This window comes from Bradyrhizobium sp. UFLA05-109 (assembly GCF_054185165.1).
In genome coordinates this window covers 1-25,188 of sequence record NZ_JBBIAR010000092.1, presented here as the reverse complement: position 1 = coordinate 25,188, position 25,188 = coordinate 1, and the positions used below count along the sequence as shown (strand labels likewise).

Below are 25,188 nucleotides of genomic sequence, written 5' to 3'. Positions count from 1 at the left end.
GATGCATGCTAGCGAGAACCGGCATCGAACGCCGGATCAAAACCTCGGCCCATTCTTTCCAATGCGAAGCTGGGCCGTTGCCAGCGCAGACCTGACCATGGTCGAAGGCGGCAACGGGCGCGCGCTAGGTGAGGTCATCGAGGTCACGGGGCGCATCCTCAATCTCGATGGTCAACCGGTCCGCGGGGCAAGGCTCACGATCTGGCAGGCCAATAGCTTTGGCCGATATCGGCATACCAACGATCGCAATGTAGCACCGCTCGATCCGAACTTTGCCGGCTGTACCGGCCTCAGATCGAATGATGACGGCAGCTACGCGATCCGAACGATCAAACCCGGCGCCTATCCGGCGGGCCCGGATTGGACGCGTCCGCCGCACATCCACTTCGAGGTGCAGGGACGGTTCGAACGGCTAGTGACCCAGATGTATTTCCCGGGCGAACCGCTCAACGAGCGCGACAGATTGCTGGCGGCTGCGCTGCACCCGGAACTGCTGGTCGCAGCCGAGGCCACGCTGGAGCAACCGCCGAGGCGCATTTTGAACTTTGATATCGTGCTGGTGCGGGGATAAGACCGTTGTAGTCAGCAGCAATCCATCGTCTGGTCGGAATGTCCGCTCGGGGTCATGAGCGTCGGTTTGGCCCACCGGCCGCCGCTTCCGGTCTTACCCCAGCTTCGGACATGCCGTCGGACTAACGACGCGAGGGGCCAAGCGGCGACCTTCCAAGGAACCTTCCGTCCGACCGCCGGTACTGGCAGAATTAGATGCTTAAGCCCTCGCCAAGAGAGGCAGCCACGACCACCGTGCAAAGACGCAGCGGGAGGCGGAAATGGAAGAATGGCTTCGTATAGGCGCAAGCATCGCCTCAATTTTGACAGCGGTAATCGCCGCGGCTGCCTCGAGTGTCTACTGGGTGCATAAGCGATCTAGACGCACTCGGCTTGAAAGCTATCTCAAGGCACAAAAAGAAAAATCTCCCACCGAGGCTTTTTCTGCTACCCGTCTCATGGCAGATCTCGGGATGACAGAGGCGGATATATTTGCGGCAAGCTTCGCAAGCCGCCACATTGTCAGAGGCATCCGCAGAGACCGGGCCACAAATTTCGCTGCCGAAGTTTTGTTTCAATATCGGGAAACGTCGGAGGGTCCACAGCCTAATCTGGTTGTGTCTCAAGTTCATGTTCGCGACGAGGAAGACAGCAAGTAGCACGAGAATGTCGGCTAGTGGGATGGTCCGGCCGTGCTCCAGCCCCGCCAGTGCGAGAAGCTGGCAAGGGGCGCTCAAGTCAAGGAGCACGCCATGTCTCAGAACCTCAACACAGCGAATCGCCGTGATCGGCATCGATATCGGCAAGAACTCGTTCCACCTCGTGGGTCATGATCACCACGGTGCCATCGTGCTGCGTCAGAAGTGGTCACGCAGCCAGGTGGAAACACGGCTCGCCAACTTGCCGCCGTGCTTGATCGGTATGGAGGCTTGCGTTGGCGCGCATCACCTCAGTCGCAAGCTCCAAATGCTAGGCCACGACCTTCGCTTGATGCCGGCGAAATACGTGCGCAAACAAGGTATCTTCGCGCGTTAACGCATCGAGACCGGCGCCGACGGTGGTTCGTTTTGGGGTCGAGGCGGAAGGCGGTCGCTTTAGCCGCCTACCTCGATTGATTTGACTCAAGAAATCCACGGCACATACCGACGACCCCCGGTTAAGCCCCCGCGACGTTGGCACCGAACTCTTCCCGAGAGGTCCTCCAACTTCAGCTCGCGACGGTGGCGCCCGAACGAACCAGGATGACACTCCGCGTCCCTTGAGAGACCGATAAGGGTCGGGGGCGCTCGTTAAGGCGCGGAGTCTTGTTCACGACAGCCGCCGATGATAGGGAACGAGCAACCGCCGTTCTAGATTACACGCCGACACGCCGTAGAAGCGCACCGGCTCACTTGCCGGTAGCCACACCCTGCGCCTTCCCTACGCTTGGCGCACGGCTGCGAATTCGGTGCCGAGTTCGTCGATTGAGGCCCTTCGCCCTTCGAAGGCGAGAACTGCTCGTGTGAACTGCGACAGACAGCATGTCCGGGAATCGCCATGGGCTTTAAATGCGTCTTGATTGTCGCTTCATGAGCCCGTCGCGAATGTCGGGCTTTTATCCTTCGATGCCGGGTACTGCCCGCGCGCGCGTTAGGCCGCTTTATCCGGAAATCCGGCCATAACGCCGCAAACCTCTGTACGAAAAGCTGTTCAAAATGGGCAGAAGTCGCAAATTGGCGGCAATAGATCAGCTGGAGAGCAATCCTTCGAAACGCCTGATCGATGAGGCTGCCGTCGAGGCATTTGGGTGAACCGTTCATTCGAGAGCATTTCTGCGATGATGCTCCGACCCCCCGGATTGTGGTAGATTGCGCCCTCGTTTGCCGCAGAAGAGAGACCATCTAAGGCCGTCGCGTCGACCGTCCCCGAATGGGAGATCAGATCACAACGGGCAAGATCATGAAAAGCGTAACGAAAGGCCTTCTGGTCGCGGTCGGCGTCAGTGTCGCCCTGTTTCTCAAGGCCCAACCAGCAACAGCGGAGCAGAGTTTGCCGCCGCTTTCGTCTGAGCAAATTGCACAGATCGTGAGGAGCTCCGATCGCACTGCGGCAGATCGTACCAACGATGAGCGCCGCAAGCCTGAGCAGATGCTGGGCTTCATCGGCATTCGTCCGGGTGTCGTCGCGGTCGATCTCAGCGCGGCCGGCGGCTACACCACGGAATTGTTAGCCCGTGCGATCGGGCCCTCGGGCAAGGTTTATGGTCAGAGCCGGCCGCGCGATCCCAACCGAGCAGCATCCCCAACCCCGGTTACGCCCGAGGGCAACAGTAACTCAGCCACAACCCCGAGCGCAGCGTCAGCAGCGCCCGCAGGCGCGCCACGACCGTCAGCGGTTGCCCTCGCCGAACGCGAAAGCAGTCTCCGAAGCAATGGCGTTCAGGCCGCCCCGATCGTGGCGCTCTCTCGACCGTTCGAAGATCCCATTCCCTCCGAGCTCGCGGGCGGCATCGATCTTGTGACCATGATGTTCAACTATCACGACCTCGGACACCTCGGTGTCGATCGCGCGACGATGAACAAAGCGGTCTTTGGCGCGCTCAAGTCGGGAGGTTTCTACATTATTGCCGATCATTCGGGGCGACCAGGTACTGGCATCTCCGAATCCGGTACCTTGCATCGCGTCGAAGAGTCGTTTCTTCGGAAGGAAGTCGAAGCGGCAGGCTTTAAGCTGGTTGACGAAGGCAATTTCCTGCGCAACCCGAACGATCCCAGAGACAAGAATACCCCGGCTCCGCCGCAGCCGAAGGACGAATTCGTCCTCAAGTTCGTGAAGCCGTGAGATCGCGACGGCGCCATTGCAATGAGTTACGGCCCGTCTTTTTCAACGGAATCGGCCATTAGCCGACATCAAACGCGCTCTAACACCCCCGGCAAATCTCGGTGAACGTGCTGACCTGTGCACGACTTCGCCGGCAGAACGGCGCGACGAACGCTAGAGACCGCGGGCCAAGACGCTACTCGCTGGTCGCGTACCAGGCGCACAGACATCGACCGGCTTTGCCCCGAGCATACCGTCGGCCTATCACGGCATCGTCCCCAGGCACGCATTATCGACAGCGGCCATGCGATCGTCATGGTGGTGGACGCTCATCGTGCGGGCCGCAATTTATCGCATGGAACATGTTAAAACTGTTCGTGAAAAGTTGCGAACAGTCATTAGACCGCGCCACTGAAAGTCATGATGAAATTGCCCGCCAAGCCCCCCGCTAGCCATCGTAAAGCGAACAGTTAAGATGCCACGGCGTCGGCCGAACGCTGAATTAAGGTCGAGGGAACACCTGACCGACGCCGAGATCGAGCGCCGATGGCGACCGCCTGGAACAATCGCTGGGGCCGCCGCGATGCGACCATGATCCTGGCGTACCATCACGGGCTCAGTGAGGGTCTGGGGAAGGGCACCACGGCCAGCGTGGAGCCGAGCGAGCACACTCAACTCGACTGCGGCCCCGATCCCACTTCGCCCGCCCTGCGAGCTTGCAGCGCCAGCTTTGTCAAAATCTTCTTCCCCGCGATGCGTCCCGACTCCCAGGCGCCAGTCATTTGACTGGGGCTTTTCTTCAGGTCCTGCACAAACGCCTCGCCGGCGAACACCAGGTTGCCGATCACCAGTGGATTGCGGCGTTTGACGCCGGGCAGCATGGCCGAATAGGCGGCCAGGAAATTCGGATTGGTCGTCCAGTCGGTCATATGGAAGCGGCCTTCCAGGTTGTTGCGTGCACCGCTCAAATTGGGTTCGCCGACGCGATCGAGCAGATCGAGCATCTGGTTTTCGATGTCGGTGTAGTGCGCTTTCTCCACCAGATCCGACATCGCGCCTGAAGCAAAGATGGTGACGAGCGGCTTGCCGTCGGTGCGCAGGTGCAGGAGCCAGGCGTGACGCTGTTCGTAAATGGTGACGAACGTGTCCGGTGCGATTTTGCGTTCGGCAAAGAATTCTGGTCGCAGCGGCACGAAAATCTTGGTCATTTTCGCCGCCGTCATACCCGCCAGGACCGGATCCAGCTGCGAGCGCGCGCTCTTGTCGAATCTGACGCCGTGCGATTTCAGCGCGCCAACCGAGAGCGTGCTGAGCACATAGTCGGCTTCGACCGTGTCCTTGTCGGTCACGACCACAAAGTGCTTTCCGGCCTTTCTGACCGTTTGCACGAGGCGGCGGAGCTGGATATCGGCCTTGTAATACCGGGCTTCGTTGGTCATGGCGGCGATGAGCTTTTCGATCCCGTCCTGCAATTGCATGCCGCCGGAACCCGCATCGTCGCCCCAGAATTCATCGCTTGAGACCTTGGCCGCGCTATCGACCGCCATCCAGTTGTTTGCCCGTTCCTCGGCCACCGTGACGATCACGCGCGATTTCGACATGTCGGCCAATTGCCGGAGCGACACGTCTTCATCCCGATGCTGCGCCTTCCAGATCGCATACATCTCGTAAAGCCGGTTCATCGCCCATTCGCGCTGCTCGGGCGCCACTGCGCCTTCCACCGCGACATTGAAGCGCCGCGCGGCGGTATCGATGCCGACCGGCCCCAGATCGTAATGCCGATCGCAGGCCCATTTGTAGAATGGGTTCCTGGCGCCGCCATGGAACCAGTGCGCTCCGGCATCCACTGACACACCGGTAGACAGCTCATCAGTGCGCGCGCGCCCGCCGATCCAGTCCGCGGCGTCAAGGAGCGTCATCTCGGGCCGCGCGATGGTCGCGCCAGCCGCGATGAGCTTGTCGACGCCTTCCCCAATGGTGATGGCAGCGGTCAGGCCGGAAATGCCGGCACCGATGATGACAATATGCGCACGCATGGGCGGGGATTCTAAAGGAAAAAGCGAGGGTGTTGCACGTCGTTTGTGATCGTGCGAGTTGCCATAGCGACATCGTCAAACTCGTCGGCTTGCGCGCGATCTCTGACTTTCCCCGCCGTCACGTATTCGAACAGGACTTTGTGTCCGGATGAGCGTTCAAAATTGCTGAACACGCTGTCGAGCACCCCGGTGAAAACGTTCGCGCTAAGCACCTTGACCTCGGCCGCGATGACGGCTTGCGACACGACGGTTGCCCAGACAAATAGACCGGCGAACAGCACAGAGCGATACATCACAGCACCCGTAACTTTCGAAATCGTCGCGGATATTAGCGAACGTCGAGGGCCTACGCGAGATCCGGACCGAGGCGCACGTCTGTTGTGGGTCGACGCGTCGGTGCTCGTTAAGGCCGCACGGCCGTCAGTGTCCGCTTCGCGCCGAAAGCGACCAAAATACTGCGTCGCCGCGAAATGACCCGAAGGGCCAATAGGCGACATCACCTGATCACGAGACTGCGCCTTGACCGGCAGGAACCTCAAACTGGAAGAGAGCCCCCCTTGGCTCGCACGCAGTCGCCCACAGCCGTCCGCCATGCGCTTCGATAATTGAGCGGCAGATTGCTAACCCCATACCGACGCCGCCAGCCTTCGTCGTGTAAAATGGGTCAAAGAGACGTGGAAGGTTCTCTGGGCTCAGCCCCGGACCGGTATCCTGGACGCCAACGCGGACGCCCTCGCCCACGATGCCCTCGGTACTGATCAGCAACTCGCGTGGTCCACCATCCACGGCACTCATTGCCTGAATGGCATTCATGGTCAGGTTCAACACGACTTGTTGAATTTGAATACGGTCCGCTTCGACATGCCGCAACTCAGGTGCCAGTTGCGCTCGCAGCGACACCCCGTGTTTCAAGGCCTCGCCGTGGGTCAATGCGGTCACCTCCTGGATGGCCTCATTGATATCCACCGGCTCCTTCCTCGGAGGCTGCTTCTTAGTAAGATCCATCAAGCCGGTGATGATATCGCTGCCTCGGCGAGCATCGTTAATGACCCGTCGTAGAGAAAGCTTCGCCTCCTCAAGATCAGGCGGCTGCATCGCAAGCCACCGCAGACCGGCGTCCCCGTTGCCCTTGACGGTAGTGAGCGGCTGTCTGAGTTCGTGGGCAATCGAGGCAGTGAGTTGCCCGATGACAGCGACACGGTTTGCGTGCGCCAGTTCGGTCTGCACCTCACGATACTGGCGCTCGCGACGGGTAATCTCCAAGGCAATGGTCGCCTGCGCAGCGAAATCTGTGACCAGTTCGATCTCTTTCTCCGAAAAGGGCTCTGGGCGCCGCCGTCCCAGAGCAATCGTTCCGATTAGCTCGTCGTTTCTCAGCATTGGCACGATGAGGGCCGTCCGAAAGCCCCCTTCAACCAAAGCCACCCAGAGAGCCTCTCCTGCACGATAGAGTTCATGTGCGGCCAAGTTGGGGATGTGGACCGGCGACTTGCTTGTGATGAGGGGATCGTAAAAGCTGCCGGGTCCCATGAGTTTTGGCGATGAATACGCGGCGGGGCTCGGTAAGCGAGCAACGAGACGAAGGCCTGCTTCCTCGGCAAGGCGGACGTTGCCCGCATCTGCCCGGCAGAGGCGTTTGGCGTTGTCGAGGACCGCGTCGAAGATGGGCTGCAAGTCGTTTGGTGAGGAGGCAATGGCGCGCAGCACCTCCGAGATAGCTGCCCGCTGTGCGGCGAGTTCAGTTATCTGCTCCTGGAGTTCAGTTACCCGCTCCTGCAGCTCCGAGCGGGAGAGAGCATCTGGCGCAGGGGTGTCCCCTTTGGTCATGCGGCATCATTCAGTCGAGTTCCATGGCGACAGTCGGAAGCTAACACGGCGTTGCAGCTTTCACTAGGCTGGCCATTTCACCCCACCAATGGCAAAACGTACTATGACCGCCTTGGGTCAATCGCGTCGCTGCTCGATAAGGCCGCACGGCCGTCAGTGTCCGCTTCGCGCCGAAAGCGACCAAAATACTGCGTCGCCGCGAAATGACGCGAAGGGCCACATCCGGACATCTTGGAGAGAAGGCAGACCTATTCTTTCTCTATCGGGCGCTTTGGGAGTATCCGGCGCAGCGGGGCAACTCGCCGATTATTCTTGAGATTGGCGGTCGCCTCAACAAGTACCCAGCGATAGCGGGATCGGACGTAGCCTCTGAAATGGCGATCGAGCCATCTCAATTAGGCGGCCATCGCGTGCTGAAGGACAATCGCCTGTTCTCGATTATGAACGGCGATAGCCGTATGGGTGTAATTGCCCGTCCATTTCGTATTCGCGATTTGGCGAAGAAGTTCTCCACCTTTAATGACGTGAAAACCTATTCCTTTGTCGTCCGACGGGAAAATAACCAAGACCACGTCGTGTTTGGCAATAACCACTCTCAGCGCACGCGCCTTATCATGGGACAGCTGGATGAAGCTGCGGGTTTGGTTTGCGAGCTCGCGCAGCTCTTCGAAATTAGTCATATGCATACTCCACGCAACTAACGACCGACTTTAGAACAATATACTTACGGAAGGATAAACCCTCCGATGCGCCATACGAACTGCCAGCGTTCTGTTCGCGAGCCCGTGAATTGGCCGCGCTCAACCTAATGGGGGCCTTCCTTTCGATGGAGTTCCAAATTGAGCTGCGGGGTTCACAAACCAGCTGAAGACGCTGCAAGAGCCCGCTGTATCGCCGATTTCGATCAGCCGAAGTCGGCTCGGGATCATGAGTGCCGTTTTAGCGATCAAGCCGCCACTTCCGGTCTACTCCGAGCAGCAGACGTTGCGACCGGGCTGTTGGCAGGTTTCTGAAGGGCCAGAAGCGGAAGTGTCCAACATTTGCGCGCCAGGCTCATAACGAAAATGACGATTGCTAGAGAGTTATTCGGTTTCGCTGATCGCTCGACGTAATCCCATGAGGTAGAACTCTTGCTGCTCGGGTATCCTCCAATGCGCGACGTTTGGAATAAGAACCGGCGTGATTTCCTTGAGTTTATTGACAACATTGCGCGCGTCTTCGAGCCGCCCCAACTGGGCGTAGCACGCCGCAAGGAAGCGGTGGCACGGGGGCCAGCTCGGATACTCCTTTAGAGAGAGTTGCAGCATGCTGGCGGCCATCTCCAATCGCCGGCAGAAAAAGTGAGCGACGGCAATCCCGAACGTGGCTGGTGCCCGGCGCAAGGGATTCAGGCACAAGGACCTTTCGAAGTGCTCGACAGCGACATCAGCTTGACCGGCCCAGAGGCGGAGCCACCCGCTTCGCAACCAGCCTAAAGCAAAACTCGGATCTAACTCCAACGCTCGATCCATTAGGGACAAAGCTGGGTCGATGTCGCACTCGAAATAACCAAGGACATGGGAGACGTTACCAAGGACAAAGGCATCATCGCCGCTGGCCCGGAGAGCACGGCCAGCGAGATTGAGGCTCTCTTTACGATTTCGCGAGAGATCATTCGTCCAACCATTCACGTCGAGAACGGTCCGGCAATAGGCGGCTTCTGACAGTGCCGACGCATATTCGGGATCGCGTGCGACCGCTTGCTCATACAGATCGAGGGCCTGCAACACCTGTTCCTTGTCCCAGGCCATGGCGCTCGCTTTCGCCCGGAGATAGAGGTCATAGGCGGTGAGATCAGTGGTTGGCTGACGGGCGGAGCGACGTATTTCAGCGGCCTCCAGCGCGGGTTCAATGACGCCGGCAACACTGATGGCAACTCTGTCCTGAAGCTCGAAAACGGATTCAAGAGAGCCGTCGAAATGATCGGCCCACAGATGAGTGCCACTAATAGCGTCGATAAGCTGTCCGGTAATACGTACCCGACCGCCCGATTTGCGAACCGACCCTTCCAGAACATATCTGACGCCCAGCTCGCGCCCGATCTGCTTCACATCGACGGCCCGACCTTTGTAGGTAAAGCTCGAATTGCGAGCGATGACAAAGAGCCGTTTGATCCGGCCAAGCGCGGTGATGATCTCCTCAACCATTCCGTCCGCAAAATAATCCTGATCTGCATCACCGCTCAGATTCTGAAAGGGTAAAACGGCAATCGATGGCTTGTCGGCAAGTGGCGGTCTTCGCCCTATCGTCGGTGAAACGAGCGGCTCGTCCGGTTTGGAAATTGGACCGACAAACCGGTAGCCGTGGCGAGGTAGTGTCTCGATCCAGCGGCCTCCACCCGGCTCCTCGCCAAGGGCGCGGCGTAGGGCCGCGATTTGAACGGTGAGGTTGCCCTCCTCGACTGCCAAACCTGGCCACGCGGCCTGCATCAGGGCATTCTTCGAGACCGGAATCCCCGGATGCTCGACCAAGGCCCGCAGCACGCCAACAGCTCGTCGCCCGACCGGTACGGGTTCGGCACCCCGGAAGAGGATTTCTGACGAAATATCAAGGCGAAACGGGCCGAGCTTGTAGACGCTATCCATGTCGTACCACGCCTCAACTCGGCAACATTTTGCAACTTTTTAAGCAACGTTTCACGACATTTCTCGCTGGTATCTCCAAGCTGTGCCCGGTTTTTTCGCGCTCGTGGGGCGCGGCAAATCGTTCGCGGCCAGCACGAGTCCAGCGCACAACCCGACACGCGCAATCCGCTTGGTCGCCTCCGCTTTCGGCAACAGAAGGACTCAACAGAAGGACTCTTGATTCACTCATCATAAGGTGTTCATGCCATGCAGGCAGATAACTCCACAAAATCCGGCACACATTTCAGCGATGTCTGGATGGCCGCGCAGATCTCGCGCAGCGTCTTTTTGAGCCCAATTCTTCGGAACGCCTGGCGCCGGCTGTTCGGCGGAGCCGCCCTCGATGACGGCCAGCCCACCAGCAATGCCCGCCAGTATCTGGGGGCATGACATGTTCCACGATCACCACAACGTCCGTTCGACCGCGGCGGTGAACCCCGAATTCGTCGGCGCCACTCTTGCGCCGAACCCGAGCGCCGACATTCTCGATCTCGGCGCCTGTGCGCTGTCGGATTTGATTGCAGCGCGCGAAATCTCCTGCGTGGAGGTTGCGACAATCTATCTCGATCACATCGAGCGGACGAACCCCTTCTACAACGCGATCGTGTCACTGCGCGGCCGTCCGGAACTTCTGGCCGAAGCATGCGAGAAGGACACGCTGTCGGCGCGCCGCCAGCGCCAGGGTTGGCTGCATGGCATTCCGCAGGCGATCAAGGATCTGGCGCCGACCAAGGGATTGCGCACGACGCTCGGCTCGCCGCTGCACAAGGATTCGATTCCGACACGCGACGCCGTGTTCGTGCAGCGGATGAAGCAGTCCGGAGCAATTCTTCTCGGCAAGACGAACACGGCCGAGTTCGGGCTGGGATCGCAGACCTATAATCCGGTTTTCGGCACCACACTGAATGCGTATGACCGCAAGCGCACCTCAGGGGGCAGCAGCGGCGGCGCAGCGGTTGCGCTTGCTACGCGTATGCTACCGGTCGCCGATGGCAGCGACAGCGCCGGCTCGATCCGCAATCCGGCCGCCTACAACAACCAGTTTTCGCTGCGGCCGACACCGGGGCGGATGCCGCCCGAAGGACGCGATCCGCATCTGCCCTCGCTCGCCACCGTCGGAGCGATGGCGCGCTCGGTCGAAGACCTCGCCATGTTGTTTGCCGTGCAAACGAACGAAACGGCGTGGTCGCAACCGGCCGAAGGGCAGACCTCGACCTGCTTCCGCGAACGGCTGACTGGGGACATGCGCGGCACTCGTATCGGCTGGCTCGGCGATCTCGGTGGCCATCTGCCCTTCGAGACGGGCGTGATCGATCTCTGCGAGAAGGCATTGAGCGCATTTGCGAACATCGGCTGCGAAGTCGAGCCAGTTCGCATCGACTATCCGCTCGAGCAATTGTGGGAGGACTGGATCACCCTGCGTGCCTGGTTGACCGGCGGCCCGCTAGCCGGCCGCTACGCCGATTCGGCCAAGCGCGCGCTGATGAAGCAAGAGGCGTGCTGGGAGGTCGAGCGGGCCATGCGCCTGTCGGCGATCGATGTGCTGGAAGCCTCGGGACGGCGTGCCGATTGGTGCCGGGCGTTGGAGCGGCTGTTCAAAACCTGCGACTTCCTAGCGCTGCCGACGGCACAATGCTTCCCGTTCGACGCAGGCGTGAACTGGCCAAACGAGATCGGCGGACGCCGCATGGACACCTACCATCGCTGGATGGAGGTGACGATCTACGCAACGCTGGCCGGCTGCCCGGTCGTCAACGTGCCGGCTGGATTTTCGGCACAAGGCCTGCCGATGGGGCTGCAAATCATGGCACCCGGCAATCGCGATTTCGCCTGTCTCCAACTCGCGCATGCCTATCAGCAAGCGACATCGTGGGGTTCGGTTCTTCCCTCCAAAGTATTTTCATGACCGAGGAGATTGCAGATGGGTGCGCTTGCGCTTAGTCAAACCGCATGGCTCGCAGCCGCGCTCGCGGCAGCGGGCGCTTGCACGGGAATACTGGCGGGACTGTTTGGCGTCGGCGGCGGCACCGTTATCGTTCCCGTCCTCTACGAGGTCTTCAAGCTTTATGGCGTGCCCGACGATGTTCTGATGCCCTTATGCGTGGGGACCTCGCTCGCGGTCATCGTACCGACGTCAATCTCCTCTTTCATCGGCCATTACCGCAAGGGCGCAGTGGACATCAGCGTGCTGAAGGCGTGGGCGCTCCCAATTGCGGTCGGCGTCCTCGGCGGCATTTTTGCCGCGTCGGTGGCAAAGCCCATGCTGTTCAAGGCTGTCTTCATCATTGTCTGCCTGTTACTGGCCGTCAGGCTGCTCGCTGGCAAGGACAAATGGCGGCTCGGTAACGGTTTGCCTGGTACGGGTAGGATGAGCTGCTATGGCGTTCTGATCGGCACCTCCGCTTCGCTGATGGGCATCGGCGGCGGGTTGGTCGCCAACGTCGCGCTTAGCCTCCACCGCTTTCCCATCCATGCGGCGATCGCAACCGCTTCGGGCGTGGGACTGTTCGTCTCGATCCCCGGCGCGCTCGGTTATGTCATAGCTGGCTGGAATCATCCGGATTTGCCGCCGCTTTCGCTCGGCTATGTCTCGATGATCGGCTTTGCGTTGTTGACGCCGCTCAGCCTGATCACGGTGCACTATGGCGTCAACCTCGCCCATCACATGCAGAAGCGCCAGATGGAGATCGCGCTGTCCGCCTATCTGATCTTCATCAGCCTCCGCTTTGCAGCTTCGCTATAAAAATGACTTGGCGCGGCAGCTTCCGTCGCGCCAAGAAAAGCACGTCGAGCCCTACGGGGCAGTCAACCGTCCAACTAATGTCCGCGTTGGGTCAATCGCGTCGGTGCTCGTTAAGGCCGCACGGCCGTCAGTGTCCGCTTCGCGCCGAAAGCGACCAAAATACTGCGTCGCCGCGAAATGACGCGAAGGGCCATGAGCGGAAGTGCCTTGGGCCTTCGACACCCTATCACCTAAACGCCAGTCTCGCCCAGTTTGCCAAACCTGTTCAGTTACGTTTGAAACTCATCTCCCGTGAGCTGCAATTGAACCGTAGTTTGGCGGCCGCAGATTGGCGCCAACGCGAACCTCTCTCTGGGAGATTAGCTATGACAAGGATCGCACACTGCAGCTGCGGGTCGCTGCGCACGGAGGTGACCGGCGAGCCGGCGCTTCTGGGAGTGTGTCATTGCGCGGAGTGCCAACGCCGTACTGGCTCGGCCTTTGGCGTCGGCACCTATTTCCCGAGAGAGCAGGCGCGCGCCGAGGGGCCGAGCAAGGTCTACGTGCGCGGCAGCAACTCGGGGCGAAAGATCGAACAGCATTTCTGCCCCGAGTGCGGTTCCACGGTGTTCTGGTACTCGGAACATTTCCCGGACCTTATCGGCATTGCCCTTGGCGCATTCGCAGATCCGTCGATGCCCTGGCCCCCGGTATCCGTGTGGGAGACGACACGGCATCCCTGGGTGACTTTCGGTCATGAACTCCTTCACTTTGAACGTGAACCCGAGCTGGTGGAACGCCCTGCCGCGGCCCCGCCGGTGAGCGCTCCGGCGGTGCTGGTGGAGACCCCGAGTGGCGGCTCATGATCCGTAACAATTTTCGCAAGCTAACCGAGTCTGTAACGGGTCACAAGCGGCGGTCGAGGCGGCCTTGCGACAGGTCTACCCTCACAGCAGACCTGTGCCATCTCTTGCGCCTCTTCGCATTCGGGCCAGGAGCCGACCTGAAGACCATCAATCTGCGCCGATAGCATCTAGCGAGCCGGATGTTACGACCGCAATTGTTTGGCCGTTATTGAAATGACGCCGTCACGAGACTTCGCAACTATCCTGCCGTTCCAAGTGACAACCAATTCGAGGGTCAGGTCATGAGCACAGCAACACCGGAACATATCATGCAGGTCGGCATGGGCTTTTGGGCATCCAAGACGCTCTTGAGCGCCGTCGAACTGGGCGTGTTCAGCACGTTGGCCAATGCCCCCGCCGACCTGCCGACGCTTCAAAAAAAGCTTGCGTTGCATCAGCGATCTGCCCGCGACTTCCTCGATGCGCTGGTGGCACTCAAGCTGCTGAAGCGCGAGAACGGTATCTACAGCAACGCCTCAGACACCGACCTGTTTCTCGATCGAGCCAAGCCATCCTATATTGGCGGTGTTCTGGAGATGGCGAATGCGCGGCTCTATGGCTTCTGGGGATCGCTCACGGAGGCCCTGCACACCGGCGAATTGCAGAACGAGAGCAAGGGCGGAGGACAGGACATCTTTGCGGCGCTTTATGCCGATCCGGAAAAGTTGAGGGGGTTTCTGAACGCGATGAGTGGAGTGAGCGCGGGTTCGGCCCAGGCCATCGCCGCCAACTTCCCTTGGAGAGACTACAAGACCTTCATGGATCTTGGTTCAGCTCAGGGCATGGTACCTGCCACTCTCGCCCACGCCCACCCCCACCTCACCGGAATCGGCTTCGACCTTCCCCCGGTCAAACCGGTCTTCGAGGAATTTATTGCTCGCCGCGGAGTGAAGGACCGAGTGCGGTTTCAGGGTGGAAGTTTCTTCGAGGACCCTTTGCCGAAAGTTGATGTCATCGTCATGGGGCACATCCTCCATGATTGGGACCTTGCCCAGAAAAAGGTGCTTCTCGGCAAGGCATTTGATGCTCTACCGAAGGGCGGCGTGATCATTGTTTACGATGCCATCATCGATGACGATCGCCGCGAAAACGCTTTCGGTCTCATGATGAGCCTGAATATGCTGATCGAGACTGCCGGTGGGTTCGACTATACAGGAGAAGACTGTCAGGCTTGGATGCGCGAGGCCGGCTTTTCAAGAACGCGGGTCGAACCGCTTGTCGGTGCGGATTCGATGGTGATCGGATTAAAGTAGCTTATCCAAGCACGGCTTGCCGTCAGATGCGTCACATGACGCAATGGCGCGAGGTCCGCTCAGGGTCATTCGCGTTTGAGCCGGGCAGTGCTCGCTACCAATCGATGTCCGCTTCGGTCCCGATAGCGCCCGCATTTGTGCAGAAGCAGCAAATGACGCGATGGGCCAACAGGCGACATTTGAAATGAAAGAGGCCGCCAACTGAGACGGCCTTAGCGCAGTCTCGGCTTGCGGCCATTTATGGAATTTGAGCCTGACTTGCGGAAATACTTGAGCACAAACTTGCCATCTCGGTTTTGTAGAGGCCACCGCAGCCAAGACAAACCAGTGGATCGTCATGGGTGGGGAGCGCCTCGACGCGGACAACTAGGTACTCCGCATCGCAAGTGGGACAGCGGAATTTGGTCACCTCCGACATGGCGCGACTATATATCCCCGGCGACCAAAGGAACCAGCACCATTCTTGATTATTCTTTATGCAGTTTCGGCCAGAGGATAGGAGTGCGCCAGCTGCAAACAGGCTGCGCAAATAGCAACCGCCTTGCTTGCTGATACTGCCAAGCTTGTCCTTGCCCCCGCTCGAGCCAGGCCGATTGTCGAAATTGACTGCATAGGCTGCTCCTCCGAATCGTGGGAGCCTCAAACGGCGCCCACTCCTTGGCACTCTCGTGCCCCTGGAGGAGCCGTCCACAGCATCAAAAGCTGACATTCACTTAATATTTGTGGAGCTAGGCCCGGAGGCAAATTTCAAGCGTGATCCCATGGCGGCTCGCCGCCGAAGCGATCGACCAGAAAATCCACAAAGCTCCGCACCTTAACCGAGAGATGCCGGCCGGGCGGATAGAGCGCATGCAGTCCCTGCTCCGGCGGCGGAAAGTCAGGCAACAAGCGCACCAACCGGCCGGCGCGCAAGTCCTCACCGATAATGAATGTTGGAAGCAGGATGACACCGCCGCCGGCAATCGCAGTCGTGCGCAACACATCGGCGTTGTTCGCGAGGTAGCGGCCCGACACCGGAACAACGATTTCCTTACCGTTCGGAGCGAGCAGACGCCATTCGCCGCGGCTTTCGAAATAGGTGTACTCAAGACAATCGTGCCTTGCTAGGTCGTCGGGTGTCTTCGGCGCGCCACGCCGCACGAGATAGTCGGGCGCGGCGCAAACCGCGAGCCGGACCGGCGCGATGCGTCGCGCAATCAGACTGGAGTCGCGCAGCCGTCCGATGCGCACGCCCACATCGAACTCGCCCTCGAGCAGATCGACCACGCGGTCGTTCACCAGCATCTCCACGGAAATGTCGGGAAAGCGTTGAAGGAAGTCAGTAATGGCCGGCGCCAAATGAAGCAAACCGAACGAGACGGGCGCGTTGATACGCAGCCTGCCTCGCGGCGCCATATGCAACGCGCCGGCTGCATTCCTAGCTTCCTCAACCGCCTCAAGGATTCGCGCGGCGCGCTCATAAAACGCCGTCCCGACCTCGGTCAGACTGAGGCGCCGTGTCGTGCGGTTGAGCAACCGCGCGCCAAGCCAGTCCTCCAGCTCTTGGATCTGCTTGGTGACCAAGGCCTGTGACACCTGCATGTCCCGCGCCGCCGCGGAAAAACTACCGGCCCCGACCACCTTTGTGAAAGCCGCCATGCTCGCCATCCGATCCATGCGTGCCTCCGGCGATTTATCATGCTCCGTAAACAATCATATGCCGAATGCCGATCTAGTGGCAGCGCCCTGCCGACAACACCTCCGCGTCCATGACAAGCGATCGATGAGCGGCCGCATCGCCGCTCCCGAAGACGAGGAGATGATCGATGACCAAACGAGTGAATACCCTTGTCGTGGGTGGCGGACAGGCCGGACTTTCGGTCAGCCACGATCTGACCAGGCATGCCATCGAACATGCCGTGCTGGAGCAGGCCGACCGGCCGGGCGATGCCTGGCGCAGCCATCGGTGGGATTCCTTCACGCTGAATACGCCGCGCTGGCAGTCGCGGGTTCCCGGTGTACGCTATGGCGAAGACGATCCACACGGTTTCATGCCGAAGCAGGAGGTTGTGGCGCATCTCGAACAGCTGGCAAGCCGCCTGCCGGTGCGAACCGGCGCGCGAGTCACGAGCATCCTGCGCGACAAGCGAGCTGACTATGACGTCACGATTCATGGCGGCGAGACGATCAAGGCACGCAACGTCGTCGTGGCGACGGGGCTCTATCAGAAGCCGAAGATTCCCCAACACGCTCATAAGCTTCCAACCGAGATCAACCAACTTCACTCCGACACATATCGCAATCCGCAACAACTTCTGCCCGGCGCCGTGCTGGTCGTCGGCAGCGCGCAGTCCGGCGCGCAAATCGCTGAAGAACTCTATGAGTCTGGGCGAAAGGTCTATCTCGCGACCGGCCGCGCTGGGCGAACGCCGCGGCGCTACCGCGGCAAGGATGCGAACTGGTGGTTCGCCAGGATGGGCCAGTACGACCGCAATGTGAGTGACTTGCCGTCACCGAAGGCGAAGTTTGCAGGCAAGCCGCATATCTCCGGTACCAGAGGCGGCCATACCATCAACCTGCATCAGTTCGCGCGCGACGGCGTCACCTTGCTCGGCCGCCTTGCACGAATCGAAGGCGGCATTGTGAAGCTCGCCAGCGACCTGCATGACAATCTTGCTGCGGCGGACCGGGCTGAAGCCGAGTTCGCCAAGGCGGTGGATGCCTATGTAGCCGCGAACAGTATGGCAGTCCCGGAAGAGTCGCTGCCAGTTCTGTGCGACGGATTCGATCAGAAAATCCTGACCGAGCTCGATTTGAGCGCGGCTCGCATCACCAATGTGATCTGGGCGACCGGCTATTTATTCGACTTCTCGATGATTAGGCTTCCGGTCACGGACAGCGATGGCTTTCCGATCCAGACACGCGGGGTCACTGCGTTTCCCGGATTGTTCTTTGTCGGCTTGCCATGGCTACACACGGCGAAGTCCGGCCTGATCTACGGTCTCAGTGAGGACGCGCGCTACGTCGCCGACCGCATCGCGGAGCGCCGCGATGCTATTGACGACGGCGTCCCAACCGAGATCGTGCCGCAAAACGCTTCGCACGCGCCCAAGTAATCACGTGCGACCAAGACGTGGGCGGATCGCGTCATGACCTTGATTTAGTCGTCCGCGCTCTCACTGACGCTCGATAGCTTTGCGGGCCATGCCGCCCGGATCCATCCGGCAACGCCAGACAACCAGTCACATCAGTCTGAGTCCGCGATCGCGCCTATTGATGCGACGCCGCGGCAGCGATGACGGCGCAACAATGGAGACCAACATGCACAGAACTTTCAAGTTACTCGCACCGACTGTGATCATCGGCCTTTCTCTAACGGTGGGACAGGCGGCCGAGGCGCCGCTGCCGCCGCGTTTGACCTTTGTCGCGACGCCCGCCAGCCAGCTGCATCTGGGAATGACAGCGGATGATGTGATCCGCGTCATAGGCAAGTCCGCGAGGGAGACGGATTTCGCCATTGGCACGGCCCAGATTCGCAAGTTCGAACTTGTGGACGCTATTCGCGGCCAGGTCATTCTCAGGGACGGAAAAGTGACGCGCGTCACGCTCGACGTATTTCGGATGGAAAAGGACGCTCTCTCTTCTTCGCTCCGTAAGGCCTGGCCGGGATTGGCAGATAGCGCGGTGCGACGCGTTCTTGGAGAACCGACTGACGTGCTTCATCACACCTTCTTCGGCATCGACGTCGACCAGTGGGTGTTCGCGCGCGCCGGCGAAGCCGACGTCAGCGTGTTCTTGAGGGATGGCCGCGTCGTTGCCAGGATGGTCGGACGGGATGTTCCGCAAGACCTCTTCCGCGTCGACTTGCCGTCACAGACCAGGTCCGAGAGCGAGGGCCCGCTGCTTTCGCCACGCGTGGGTATGATGGCAAGCGAAATCGCCAAGCTTTGCGGTCCGGTCAAATTCCGCGTCGAGTACGTCGTCAATGGCCAAGGCGCCTCGCGCGTCGTTTTCGAGTCGCGCGGCAAGGAAACATTTGTCGGCGTCATCTTTGTCGACGACATCGCAATAGAGCTCGAGAATCTCGGGCGGTTGCCTGACGATCCGATCTTCCAAGGCCAATGATGCAGGCGACAACGGAAGGAACTAAATCATGTCTAAACGAGGCTTACCGAGGCTCTTGCGGCCCGATGTCCGCTTCGGTCCCGATAGCGAGCGCTTTTGAGCAGACGCAGCAAATGACGCGAGGGGCCACAAGCGGCTGTGAGCAGTCGCAGGCGAGGCAGTCCTCAGCTCGTTGACGAATGCGTTGTCGAGCTTTGGGACGGCCCTGTTCGAATAGTTAGGTTTGAACCGGAAGAGCCGGAAGAGTAAGGCCGAGAGCCATGCGATCCCAAAAGATCACCCTCGGCGAAATGCGCGACATGGGCGTCCGAACATGGCGGTTGCGGCTCGTCGGTCCCGCCGGCCAGTGCAATACGGCGTCAGGTTCGTTGCATCGAAAAGGGCGCGAAGAGAAGGACGGGAACGGGACTACTTCATGTCGATGCGCACCCACCCCCAATTGGCGTACGCCTCCACGCCAATTTTCGGACCGCGAAGCACCAGCACGACGCCGTTCTCATTTCGCAATCTCACCCAGCCAGCGCCAGCCCCGAGGGCAGCGCCAACGCCCAATCCAGTGTAGCTCCCCGCGAGATCGCTTGGAGTGCGAAGGTTGAAGGCACGACCTCCAAATTCGCTCGTCGAAACGCCGAGTGTGGCACCAACGGTCGCGCCAGACGCTTCAAAGGGATACTGCTTACTGTGAAATGTCAGAACGCCTCGGCCAGCTCCAGCAGCGGTGATGAGCCCTCCTTTGCCGAAGATTACCCGCAGCGTACCGGTATCTGCTTGCGACGGAGCAGCGGCTGCGCTCCAAAGGACTAGGGTCACAATGGTGCAAAGGATTGAAGTACGAACGTAGGTCGTCATGCGGCATCCGCCAACGCCAGCGCATTCGAAATCCCATTTCAAGCCTATCAACCTTTACGATCTTTGATTTAAATCAATTCTCTTTCCTGTCGCTCTGATTCTGATTCGTCCTTTCTTCTCGGCCGTTGCCTGAGGCGAGCGTTGCGGGCCGCAAACGTGATCGTCCACCAATGAGAAACGGGGAGCCGGTCGCGCGCCCTGGACCTTAGCTACCGCCTGCGGCAAGCGCGGCGCCGACGTTCGCCCAAATTTCAACTGGAATGTCGAAGGATCGATCGGCGGCGGCATCGACAGCACTAGCATGATGGGTTGGGCGCTGATCAAGGTAGACGCCTCAGCTCTTTTTCTTCTCCTCCAGAGGTGGGGCCTTTGGCGTTATGTCCATTGGCGCGGGGCGTAATAAGGAGAGCGCGACCTTACGTATGTCGAAGGCATTCATGAGCAGTGTCGCCGCGACCAGCAGCGCAGCGCTGAAGATCGCAATGCCAAGACAGATACGCGCTGGGACTGAATACGAGTCGAAATGGGGTCGTTCGATCATGCCCCTGCCCTCTTGGCAAAACTCAAATGAACGCATGCGCGAAGAGATAGGACGAAGTGTCCCAAATTGCGAATTCGTGTTGCGTCCAGGCCGTGGACTGAGGAACCTATTGAACCGACTAGGCTCTTCCGGGCGGCCTGCCGCATGGGCCTTGAGGAGCTGGTGGTCTCGAAGCATCCGATCGACCGTATCAAGCCGGCCGATCGAAGCATTGGGTGAAGGTCAAGAACCAGCAACACCCGGCGATGTATCGGGTGATGGATGCGCTGGCCGTAAGCTACGGTCGGCAACCGATGTCCAGCGACGGGTGGTTTCTGCTTGCGCTAACAGGCGAAATCCGCGCCAACGGAAGGGATCAATGAAAATGGCAAGGTTCATCCCGCCGCCATTCGGGCTTGGATTGCGTGGTCGTGGATGTCGGAGAGTTGCATACGCTCCAGATAGGAAGTGGTCGCGTGGAAACAAGCCGGTTCGAGTAGTGCATTCGCCCCGGACCTGATCCGGGATAGACGCCGCGCCGCCATTGCCACGGGTCACTCTCGGTCGGATTGCGTGCGCGCGAGCCGATGCTCGCGACCTGGACATCGCCGTAGTAGATCAGCCAGTTTTCCTGTCGGGCGTTGCGATCGCAGCGGCGGGTCAGATGAGGCACAGCCCTGTTCAAGCGCGGGGCGCTGCCGGTTGTCAGATTGTCAATGGATTGGGGATTGGTTCGCCGCCGGACCACTGGGCGTCATGAGTGTGGATAGGTCTGCTTTAGCAGACGACAGCTGACATCACAACGGCTTAAGCGCTGTATCGGCTTAGGGCCAGAAGGCAATCTTGCAAACGATGGATTATCCAACTTGTTTCATGCCGCCTTTAGTACCTGACCGCGCCGGATCAAGCGGAGCGCGCCGGTCTGGATCAACAGTGTGCCGGCGATGGCTGCAAGGAACGCGGGCAGGATGCCGGCGGTCGTCAGCAGAAGACCGAGGACGTAGCGAACCCGTAGAGAGCCAGCACCATGCCCCGCAGCACCTGGGTAGCCATTGTGGCCCCACTGATGCGGTGCGCGAAGATCGCCAGGACGGTGCCGAACACCGGAAAGCTCGCCAGCACGCCGGCCGTTTTCGCCCCCACGAAGGCGGCGGCCGCAGTCAAAGTGAGGACGATGGTCGTTGCGATCAGCATGCGCGCAGGCAAATCCCACCAAGGCGTGGGGACGGTGTTGCGGATTGCCGAGCGATGCGGAATGAGGCGCGCCGCTGCGGTGAGCGTGACCAGGGCGACCGAAAAAAATCCCTAGTGTGCCAGCGGCAATAGCTGGAGCAGTAGCCCGACAACCGCATAGGCTGCGGCTCCGCACACCAAGGCGGCTACCCAACCTCGCCGGGCAAGGAGGGCGTAGCCAAGACTGAAGCACGCCTGCGCCGCCGTGCCGACCAGCGAACCGTTGGTGGCAGTCGCGGCGAAGTCCGTGCCGTACTGAACGGCGAGAAAGGCCGCGACCGGTCCGGACGTCAGCGTTAGACCGACAAGCCAGCCTCCGATGGCGTCGCCCCAACGACGTCCGGCCAAGGACGCGGTCAGGATGAGCAGGGGCGTCAGGATCAGCTTGAAGACGATGAGGCTCATTCGTGCGGCACTGCTTCCTCGGCCTTGCGCCGGGTGGCCACCGCCAGAGCGAGACCGACCAGAATCAGTACGACACCGGCGCCGAACAGCAGCCCAAGCGCGTCTCCGAACATCACTGCTGCGGCGGCGATGCCGAATAAGGGCTGGAGATATTGGACGCTCGCCGCCACGGGGGTGGAAACCGTTTTCAATATGTAGAGCCACAGAAACAGGCCCGCGACACTGACGGCCACTCCGAGGTAGACGGCCGCACCAACGACCCCAGCCGTGAGGTGGACGTCGGTATGAGACATCTCCCAGGCACACCATGGCAGGAGCGCGAGAAAGCCGAAGAGCGTGCTCCAAGCCGCGATCGTGGCGGTGTCGTATTCGCGCGTGAGTTCGACGCTCCAGACGTAGTAAAAGGCGATCGCGACCGCCGAGAGCAGCATCCAGAAGGCGCCCACCAAATCCGATGAGACCACCGAGCCGGTCGCCTGATCGCGTCCGAGCGCGATCAGACCGATCCCGGCGAACGCGGCCAAGAGACCAAGCTGCTGGCGACCAGTGACCCGCTGTCCCAAACGAAGCGCTGCGAACACTACGACGAAGATAGGAATCGTCGCCGAGATGATCGTGCCGACAGAGGCAGTCGTGCCCTGGATGCCGAAAGCCTGGGCGACCTGGCCTACGCCGATTCCCAAGACGCCGAGAGCGGCCGCGCGAGGCAGCGCCCTCAAGGCGAGCGCGGGCTTGCCTATCGTGCACAGGAACAGCAACACGACCGCGACAGCGAACCGCATGGCGGTCAGCGTCAACGGGGGAGCCGACTGGAGCCCGTACTTGGTGACCGGGATCGAGAGGCCCCACATCACCGCGAGCAGGAGCATCCAGCCGATCCCGCGCAAGGAAAGGCCGCTCGACGAGAGCGGCGCGGATCGTTCGAGCCGAAGTGCCTGCGAATTCATGCGGGCCAAACTAGCCGAGAGTCCGCTATTTAAGATTTCTTTTTTGGGGTGATTTTGGGGCCCCAAATGCCTACAAATGACCGCATGAAGAAATCCAAAGCGGCAAAAACGCCAAGTTACTTTCGAAAAGAAAAGACCCTCGCGAGCGAAACTTTCGCGCTGGACGAAATCGACAAGCGAATCCTGCGGACTTTGCAGCAGGATGCACTGATCGCAAACCAAGTCTTGGCGGACCAAGTCGGCTTGTCGCCTCCGGCCTGCTTAAAGCGCGTTCGCCGCTTGAGGAGCGCGGGCGTCATCGCGCGCACGATATCCCTCCTGTCCGCCGAGGCGCTTGGCTATCCATTGCTGACCGTCGTACGCTTGAAGCTCGACGGGCCGACTGAGGCAATGATGCACACGTTCGAGGCGCGCATGATGGCCTCTCCCCGCGTGATGCAGTGCATGCTGATCGCGGGCGACACCGATTACATCCTGCTGGTCCGTAGCCGCGACGTTGCGCACTACCAGGAGTTTGCGCGGCGCATGTTGAAAGTCGCCCCCGGCGTCCGCGCCTACACCAGCGAGATTGTTCTGGCTGTGACTAAGTCCACGACAGAGCTTCCTGTTGATTCCTGATCGATCAGGGTTACTGAGTCCGCTTCGGGGTCATTTTCGACCGACGCTGCCAGTTTCGCGTGCCGTTCGATGTCTGCTTGTCCCCGCAAGCGACCTAATTACTGCGCGGCAGTGAAATGGCGCGATGGGGGCCACTAGGCGACATCGCTGGCCGCTCGCTCCACTATACAGTTGTCAGGGCGAGCGTTGGGCAGAATTAACCCTGCACCAGCCCGGCGGCCTTCAAGGCCGCCGCGATGATCGGGCCGGGTGCAACGCGCGGTGGCGTGCCGGGCGGCGCTGTGGGAACCTCCGGAACAGGGAGACCTGCGGCCTTGAAGGCCGCCGCGATCACGGCGTTGGGGTCGAGCGGGTATCGCGTCCGCCGCTCTTCACCCTCGGCAAACGAGGCTTCGGCCGAACCGTGCGCGCCCTCGGCGGCCGCTCCAGCGATGACTAAAGCACGGCGATCAGTTGGAGTCACAATAGTTGCTAACACCGGCGCCGCGACGCGCGGCATTTCAAGCAGAGATTCGTGCAGGCAAAAGAAGCGTGCGATGTGATGTGTGGAGGAGATTCCCACATCGAGAAAAAATGCACCGGCAGAGCCACAACCCTCTTTCGTCATCGTCGCGAGCGGTACGCCATGCGCCATGCCGCTGATGGAAAACGCCTCGATCAATGCCTCACCGTTTGCGTCGCTCCATACGCGGTGCGGGTAGCCCTCGATGATTTCATGACGTGAGGGACTCTCCGAAAGCCCTTGCACGTTGGCCCATTGCCGAATGATGTCTTCACCGTTGGAGGGTCTTACGATCGGATCGTTGGTGCCATGCCAGACTGAGATTTTCGGCCACGGCCCGCGATGTCTGGATGCGGTCCGAACGCGATCGCCAAGCGCCCGCGCAGCATGTCCCTGCTCCGTGAACATGGCCTCAAATGCTTGTTGAACGTTGCTGGCGCACCCATGGGGCAGTCCGGCAATGATGGCGCCGCCGGCAAAAACCTCCGGGTATGTTGCGAGCATAACCGAAGCCATGGCGCCGCCGGCCGAGAGGCCGGTCACAAAAACTCTGCGGCGATCGGCGGCAAATGTCGCGATGGCGTGCTCGACCATCTCCCTGATCGAAAGCGCCTCGCCATGGCCGCGTGCGGTATCGCCCGGCAAAAACCACGAGAAGCAACTTTTCGGATTGTTGATGGCCTGCTGCTGCGGATAGACGACCGCGAAGCCGAGGCTGTCGGCGAGCGACGACCAGCCTGTACCGTTGTCATACTCGGCGGCGGTCTGGGTGCAGCCATGGAGCGCGATCACCAATGGCGCCTTAGGTGGCAGGTCTTTGGGCGCGTAGGCGAACATACGAAGGTTGCCTGGATTTGCACCAAACCCGGTGAGTTCGCGCAGCCGGGTCGGGCGTTCGGGCGCACCGGCAGCGCGCGCCGCCTTCTTTCGGGCAGCTGAAAGAAGGCTTTCGAATTCGCTTCGGAACGCCTGAAGAGAGCAAAGAACCTCGCGGACATCGCGCATCGGCCGCACCCCTATATTGCATCGCAAATATTGTTGTGCAATGCAACATGGTAGGGCTAGTGATTGGAGTCAAGAACCGAGCAGGTAATTTGGGAAGTCGGCTCCGGGTCATGTGTGGACGACGCCCGCGTTGCAAGAAGAATCTGGCGTTCGGCTTGCGGTCGGGTGCATGATGAGTCCTCTGTCAATGGCCTTCAGCCGACGGCGATCCGAGGTGAGCTCTCTTGCTGCAGGGCTGCCCTGCTAACCTC

The 25,188-nt window shown here is 60.2% G+C and carries 23 protein-coding genes and 1 pseudogene; 12 read left to right on the top strand and 12 right to left on the bottom strand.

Going from position 1 to position 25,188, the window contains the following annotated elements; all coding sequences use genetic code 11:
- Nucleotide 1: 1 nt before the first annotated feature.
- The 4 genes and pseudogenes from Q3C01_RS40405 to Q3C01_RS40390 all read left to right on the top strand — a co-directional run bounded on the left by Q3C01_RS40405 (nucleotide 2) and on the right by Q3C01_RS40390 (nucleotide 3,369).
- Complete coding sequence (locus Q3C01_RS40405; RefSeq protein ID WP_458150911.1) at nucleotides 2-571, top strand: dioxygenase family protein; 570 nt, start codon at nucleotides 2-4, stop codon at nucleotides 569-571.
- Between the two features lie 259 nt (nucleotides 572-830).
- Nucleotides 831-1,208, top strand: a complete 378-nt coding sequence (locus tag Q3C01_RS40400) for a hypothetical protein (RefSeq protein WP_458150910.1) — start codon at nucleotides 831-833, stop codon at nucleotides 1,206-1,208.
- 118 nt (nucleotides 1,209-1,326) lie between these two features.
- Nucleotides 1,327-1,560, top strand: a pseudogene (locus Q3C01_RS40395) (IS110 family transposase); the annotation flags it as partial.
- Nucleotides 1,561-2,457: 897 nt separating this feature from the next.
- On the top strand, nucleotides 2,458-3,369 hold the full coding sequence (locus Q3C01_RS40390; protein ID WP_458150909.1) for a class I SAM-dependent methyltransferase: 912 nt from the start codon (nucleotides 2,458-2,460) through the stop codon (nucleotides 3,367-3,369).
- A 650-nt stretch (nucleotides 3,370-4,019) separates the two neighbouring features.
- Here the strand turns inward: Q3C01_RS40390 and Q3C01_RS40385 are convergent.
- The 5 genes from Q3C01_RS40385 to Q3C01_RS40365 all read right to left on the bottom strand — a co-directional run bounded on the left by Q3C01_RS40385 (nucleotide 4,020) and on the right by Q3C01_RS40365 (nucleotide 9,835).
- A complete protein-coding gene (locus Q3C01_RS40385) occupies nucleotides 4,020-5,384 on the bottom strand; it encodes a flavin monoamine oxidase family protein (protein ID WP_458150908.1) in 1,365 nt (454 codons plus the stop codon).
- A gap of 11 nt (nucleotides 5,385-5,395) precedes the next feature.
- Nucleotides 5,396-5,677, bottom strand: a complete 282-nt coding sequence (locus tag Q3C01_RS40380; RefSeq protein WP_458150907.1) for a hypothetical protein — start codon at nucleotides 5,675-5,677, stop codon at nucleotides 5,396-5,398.
- A 211-nt stretch (nucleotides 5,678-5,888) separates the two neighbouring features.
- Complete coding sequence (locus tag Q3C01_RS40375) at nucleotides 5,889-7,211, bottom strand: sensor histidine kinase (protein WP_458150906.1); 1,323 nt, start codon at nucleotides 7,209-7,211, stop codon at nucleotides 5,889-5,891.
- 395 nt (nucleotides 7,212-7,606) lie between these two features.
- Entirely contained in the window at nucleotides 7,607-7,891 is a 285-nt protein-coding gene (locus tag Q3C01_RS40370) for a hypothetical protein (RefSeq protein WP_458150905.1), read from the bottom strand.
- Between the two features lie 402 nt (nucleotides 7,892-8,293).
- Nucleotides 8,294-9,835, bottom strand: a complete 1,542-nt coding sequence (locus tag Q3C01_RS40365) for a winged helix-turn-helix domain-containing tetratricopeptide repeat protein (protein WP_458150904.1) — start codon at nucleotides 9,833-9,835, stop codon at nucleotides 8,294-8,296.
- A 246-nt stretch (nucleotides 9,836-10,081) separates the two neighbouring features.
- On the opposite strand from Q3C01_RS40365, the gene Q3C01_RS40360 reads away from it, so the two are divergent.
- The 5 genes from Q3C01_RS40360 to Q3C01_RS40340 all read left to right on the top strand — a co-directional run bounded on the left by Q3C01_RS40360 (nucleotide 10,082) and on the right by Q3C01_RS40340 (nucleotide 14,754).
- Nucleotides 10,082-10,264, top strand: coding sequence for a hypothetical protein (locus tag Q3C01_RS40360; RefSeq protein ID WP_458150903.1), 183 nt, complete (start codon nucleotides 10,082-10,084; stop codon nucleotides 10,262-10,264).
- Nucleotide 10,265: 1 nt separating this feature from the next.
- Nucleotides 10,266-11,780, top strand: coding sequence for an amidase (locus tag Q3C01_RS40355; protein WP_458150902.1), 1,515 nt, complete (start codon nucleotides 10,266-10,268; stop codon nucleotides 11,778-11,780).
- Nucleotides 11,781-11,795: 15 nt separating this feature from the next.
- The gene (locus Q3C01_RS40350) at nucleotides 11,796-12,617 is read left to right on the top strand and encodes a sulfite exporter TauE/SafE family protein (RefSeq protein WP_458150901.1); all 822 of its coding nucleotides are present in this window, start codon (nucleotides 11,796-11,798) and stop codon (nucleotides 12,615-12,617) included.
- A 365-nt stretch (nucleotides 12,618-12,982) separates the two neighbouring features.
- Entirely contained in the window at nucleotides 12,983-13,462 is a 480-nt protein-coding gene (locus tag Q3C01_RS40345; RefSeq protein WP_458150900.1) for a GFA family protein, read from the top strand.
- 281 nt (nucleotides 13,463-13,743) lie between these two features.
- Nucleotides 13,744-14,754, top strand: a complete 1,011-nt coding sequence (locus Q3C01_RS40340) for a methyltransferase (RefSeq protein ID WP_458150899.1) — start codon at nucleotides 13,744-13,746, stop codon at nucleotides 14,752-14,754.
- Nucleotides 14,755-15,501: 747 nt separating this feature from the next.
- Here the strand turns inward: Q3C01_RS40340 and Q3C01_RS40335 are convergent.
- Nucleotides 15,502-16,410, bottom strand: a complete 909-nt coding sequence (locus Q3C01_RS40335) for a LysR family transcriptional regulator (RefSeq protein WP_458150898.1) — start codon at nucleotides 16,408-16,410, stop codon at nucleotides 15,502-15,504.
- Nucleotides 16,411-16,559: 149 nt separating this feature from the next.
- Between Q3C01_RS40335 and Q3C01_RS40330 the strand changes: the two genes are divergently transcribed.
- On the top strand, nucleotides 16,560-17,849 hold the full coding sequence (locus Q3C01_RS40330) for a flavin-containing monooxygenase (RefSeq protein ID WP_458150897.1): 1,290 nt from the start codon (nucleotides 16,560-16,562) through the stop codon (nucleotides 17,847-17,849).
- A 205-nt stretch (nucleotides 17,850-18,054) separates the two neighbouring features.
- Entirely contained in the window at nucleotides 18,055-18,858 is an 804-nt protein-coding gene (locus Q3C01_RS40325; protein ID WP_458150896.1) for a hypothetical protein, read from the top strand.
- 408 nt (nucleotides 18,859-19,266) lie between these two features.
- Here the strand turns inward: Q3C01_RS40325 and Q3C01_RS40320 are convergent, their stop codons facing one another.
- The 5 genes from Q3C01_RS40320 to Q3C01_RS40300 all read right to left on the bottom strand — a co-directional run bounded on the left by Q3C01_RS40320 (nucleotide 19,267) and on the right by Q3C01_RS40300 (nucleotide 22,812).
- On the bottom strand, nucleotides 19,267-19,707 hold the full coding sequence (locus tag Q3C01_RS40320; RefSeq protein ID WP_458150895.1) for a hypothetical protein: 441 nt from the start codon (nucleotides 19,705-19,707) through the stop codon (nucleotides 19,267-19,269).
- Between the two features lie 334 nt (nucleotides 19,708-20,041).
- Nucleotides 20,042-20,248, bottom strand: a complete 207-nt coding sequence (locus Q3C01_RS40315; RefSeq protein WP_458150894.1) for a hypothetical protein — start codon at nucleotides 20,246-20,248, stop codon at nucleotides 20,042-20,044.
- A 960-nt stretch (nucleotides 20,249-21,208) separates the two neighbouring features.
- Nucleotides 21,209-21,421, bottom strand: coding sequence for a hypothetical protein (locus tag Q3C01_RS40310; RefSeq protein WP_458150893.1), 213 nt, complete (start codon nucleotides 21,419-21,421; stop codon nucleotides 21,209-21,211).
- A gap of 111 nt (nucleotides 21,422-21,532) precedes the next feature.
- Complete coding sequence (locus Q3C01_RS40305) at nucleotides 21,533-21,865, bottom strand: hypothetical protein (protein WP_458150892.1); 333 nt, start codon at nucleotides 21,863-21,865, stop codon at nucleotides 21,533-21,535.
- Nucleotides 21,862-22,812 carry a DMT family transporter gene (locus Q3C01_RS40300; RefSeq protein WP_458150891.1) on the bottom strand — a complete coding sequence of 317 codons (951 nt, stop codon included), beginning with the start codon at nucleotides 22,810-22,812 and terminating at the stop codon, nucleotides 21,862-21,864. Before Q3C01_RS40300 ends, Q3C01_RS40305 begins: the two co-directional genes overlap by 4 nt.
- 84 nt (nucleotides 22,813-22,896) lie before the next feature.
- Here Q3C01_RS40300 and Q3C01_RS40295 point away from each other — a divergent pair, with 84 nt between their 5' ends.
- The gene (locus Q3C01_RS40295) at nucleotides 22,897-23,430 is read left to right on the top strand and encodes an Lrp/AsnC family transcriptional regulator (protein WP_458150890.1); all 534 of its coding nucleotides are present in this window, start codon (nucleotides 22,897-22,899) and stop codon (nucleotides 23,428-23,430) included.
- A 196-nt stretch (nucleotides 23,431-23,626) separates the two neighbouring features.
- On the opposite strand, the gene Q3C01_RS40290 is transcribed toward Q3C01_RS40295, so the two are convergent.
- Nucleotides 23,627-24,937, bottom strand: coding sequence for an extracellular catalytic domain type 1 short-chain-length polyhydroxyalkanoate depolymerase (locus Q3C01_RS40290; protein WP_458150889.1), 1,311 nt, complete (start codon nucleotides 24,935-24,937; stop codon nucleotides 23,627-23,629).
- Nucleotides 24,938-25,188 lie beyond the last annotated feature (251 nt).